Source organism: Actinophytocola sp. (assembly GCF_049647105.1).
GTDB lineage: Bacteria > Actinomycetota > Actinomycetes > Mycobacteriales > Pseudonocardiaceae > Actinophytocola.
The window spans coordinates 1-2,913 of the sequence record NZ_JBARWZ010000154.1 but is presented as its reverse complement, the minus strand read 5'-3'; the positions used below and the strand labels follow the sequence as shown (position 1 = coordinate 2,913).

Annotated in this window: 4 protein-coding genes; all 4 read right to left on the bottom strand. The window is 70.3% G+C overall.

Features of this window, described 5'->3' with window-relative positions; all coding sequences use genetic code 11:
- A partial coding sequence (locus WBA97_RS19410) for a translation initiation factor IF-2 N-terminal domain-containing protein (protein WP_424232269.1) occupies positions 1-598 on the bottom strand: 598 nt, incomplete at its 3' end.
- A 91-nt stretch (positions 599-689) separates the two neighbouring features.
- On the bottom strand, positions 690-941 hold the full coding sequence (locus WBA97_RS19405; RefSeq protein WP_424232271.1) for a DUF448 domain-containing protein: 252 nt from the start codon (positions 939-941) through the stop codon (positions 690-692).
- A gap of 136 nt (positions 942-1,077) precedes the next feature.
- Entirely contained in the window at positions 1,078-2,118 is a 1,041-nt protein-coding gene (gene nusA / locus WBA97_RS19400) for a transcription termination factor NusA (RefSeq protein WP_424232268.1), read from the bottom strand.
- Positions 2,115-2,636, bottom strand: a complete 522-nt coding sequence (rimP, locus tag WBA97_RS19395; protein ID WP_424232270.1) for a ribosome maturation factor RimP — start codon at positions 2,634-2,636, stop codon at positions 2,115-2,117. The genes nusA and rimP overlap by 4 nt, the downstream gene beginning before the upstream one ends.
- Between the last annotated feature and the right edge of the window lie 277 nt (positions 2,637-2,913).

The following is a 2,913-nucleotide window of genomic DNA, read 5'->3' as shown; positions in this document are numbered from 1 at the left end:
GGCCGGGGGTCGGGCGCGTGGGCGGCGCACCTGCGCCGACACCGAACGGGTTGTTGCCCACCCTGGGCGCACGCGGGCCGGGCTTCGGCGACTGCGGCTTTGGCGGCACGACCTGGCCGCCACCCTGGCTGGGCTGGTTGTTCTGCTTGTTCTGCGCGGCCGCGGGCTGCTGCTGCTGCGGCTGGGCCGCGGCAGGCTTGGGCGCGGGCGCCGGTGCTGCCGGGCGCGAAGCCTCGGTCTCCACCTTTGCCGCAGCCGGAGCCGGTGCGGGCGATGGCGCCTTGGGCGCCGCCGGACCCGGCTTGGCCGCCGGCTTCGGGACAACGGACTGTGCCACCGGTTCGGCGACCTCCGGCTTACTGGGCCTCGGCGCCGGCTTGGGCTGCGCTGGGGTTGGGGTGGACGTCTTACGCGCGTCGGACTTCGCCGACCCGCCTGCCTTGGGGTACGCGTCCCGCAACCTGCGGGCCACTGGGGCCTCCACGGTGGAGGACGCCGACTTCACGAACTCACCAAGCTCCTTGAGCTTCGAGAGAACGTCCTTGCTGGTTACACCGAGCTCCTTAGCGAGCTCGTGCACTCGGGCCTTGCCTGCCACTGCTCTCCTCGTCCGAGTGAGGCCGGCGGCACTGGACCCGCGCGACCTCGTCCTATCGTCTGACGTTCATGGCTTCAGCTTCACGGCTGACTCATGACGGGTCGACCTGCTTTCGTTCGTCAAGCCCGGTCCGGGAATGTCCTGTACCGGTCGTGCGGTGAACCAGTGCCTCCAGCTGGGCTCGGAGGCGACCAGTGTCGGACGGCTCAGGCACGCGTAACGCTCTCGCGAACGCGCGCCGCCGCTCGGCCTTGCTCAGACAACCGAGATCGGGATGTACCCACGCCCCGCGACCCGGAAGTGATCTTCTCAGATCGAGAGCGAGTTCCCCATCCGAAATCACGACCCGGAGCAACTCACCGGCCAACGCCCTGGTCCGGCAGCCGATACAGGTCCGCACCGGGCCAGAGGCCAGTGCGGGCGCGTGCTTGATCGCCGGTCCAGATCGTCGAACCACTGATGAGTCTATCCCGTCCGTGTCAGTCAGCCGAACCCGATGCCGGTGCGACCTGTCCCACTCCTGGCGGAGCGTCCTCCGGGTCGGCCGGTGCGGCGTCGCTGCGGATGTCGATTCGCCACCCCGTGAGGCGCGCGGCGAGGCGGGCGTTCTGCCCTTCCTTGCCGATCGCCAGCGACAGCTGGAAGTCCGGCACGACGACCCTGGCGGTCTTCGCCCGCTCGTCGACCACGCGGACGGAGATCACCTTGGCGGGCGACAACGCGTTGCCGACGAAGGTGGCCGGGTCGTCCGAGTGGTCGATGATGTCGATCTTCTCGCCGAGCAGCTCGCTCATCACGTTGCGCACCCGCGCCCCCATCGGGCCGATGCACGCGCCCTTGGCGTTCACGCCGGGGACCGTGGACCGGACCGCGATCTTGGAGCGGTGGCCCGCCTCACGAGCGACGGCCGGGATCTCGACGGTGCCGTCGGCGATCTCCGGGACCTCGAGCGCGAACAGCCGCCGCACCAGGTTCGGATGCGATCGGGACAACGTGATCTGGGGACCCCGTGTTCCCCGGCTCACGCCGAGCACGTAGCACTTGATGCGCGTGCCGTGCTCGTAGCGCTCGCCGGGCACCTGCTCGACCTGAGGCAGGACACCCTCGGTGTCGCCGACCTGGACCACGACCATGTTGCGGGCGTTGGCACGCGTGTCGCGCTGCACAACACCGGCGACGATCTCGCCCTCCTTTGCGGAGAACTCGCCGAAGGTCTTCTCGTTCTCGGCGTCCCGCAGGCGCTGCAGGATGACCTGGCGCGCGGTGGTGGCGGCGATCCGGCCGAAGCCCTCCGGCGTGTCGTCCCACTCGTCGCCCGGCTCGCCGTCCTGACCGAGCTCGAACGCGATCACCCGGACGACGCCGGTGCGCCGGTCGATGTCGACGCGCGCGTGCGCCTGGTGGCCCTCGGTGTGCTTGTACGCGGTGAGCAGCGCCGTTTCGATCGCGTCGATCACCGTGTCGAAGGGGATGTCCTTGTCACGTTCGATGGCACGCAGTGCCGCGATGTCGACGTTCACCTCGACCCCTCCTCTTCGTGTGTCAGCTGGGCGATCTCGGCCGCGGGTGGTTCTTTGAACTCCACCTCGATGACGGCATGCTCGATCTCTGGGTAGGCCACGCGGCGCAACTGTCCGTCGACCAGCAGCTCGACGCTGTCGTCGGCGGCGGCGCCGACGCGGGCGAGGAACTTCGCGTCCGCCTGCCTGACCGCGACCTTGCGCAGCCGTGCGCGGCGCCAGTGCCTCGGCTTGGTCAGCGGGCGGTCGAGACCGGGCGAGGTGACCTCGAGCGTGTAGGCGCCCGCGAGGACTTCCTCGCGGGTGTCCAGTGCCTCGGACACCGCCCTCGCCACCTCGGCGACCTGGTCGAGGCCGATCCCGTCGTCACCGTCGACGATCACCTTGACCAGTTGCTTGCGGCCCGCCTGGTGGACCTGTAGCTCCTCGAGCTCGAACCCGGCTCGTGCCACGGCGTCCGCGACGACTGGCTCCAGCTCCTCGCCGGCGCCGCCTGCGCGTTGTCGCTGTCCTGGCACGTGCCGCTCCCTGCTGTTGTGGACGTTCACCTTGCGTGGTTGCCAAGCGTATCTCGTCTGCCCGGACGCCCTGGCCCCGAGCAGGCATGGTGCGTCCGACCGGGTGGCGGACCGGCCTGGCAGTATGACCGCCTGTGATGGTCACCCGTCGAGCGGCGCTGCGGTCGATCGCGTTGGCAGCCCTGGTCCCGGTGGTGGCGGCGTGCACGGAGGAGCCGGTCGCCCCGCCGCCTCCCGACCCGCTCGCCGAGCTCGCCGCGAAGGCCCGCGCGGACGC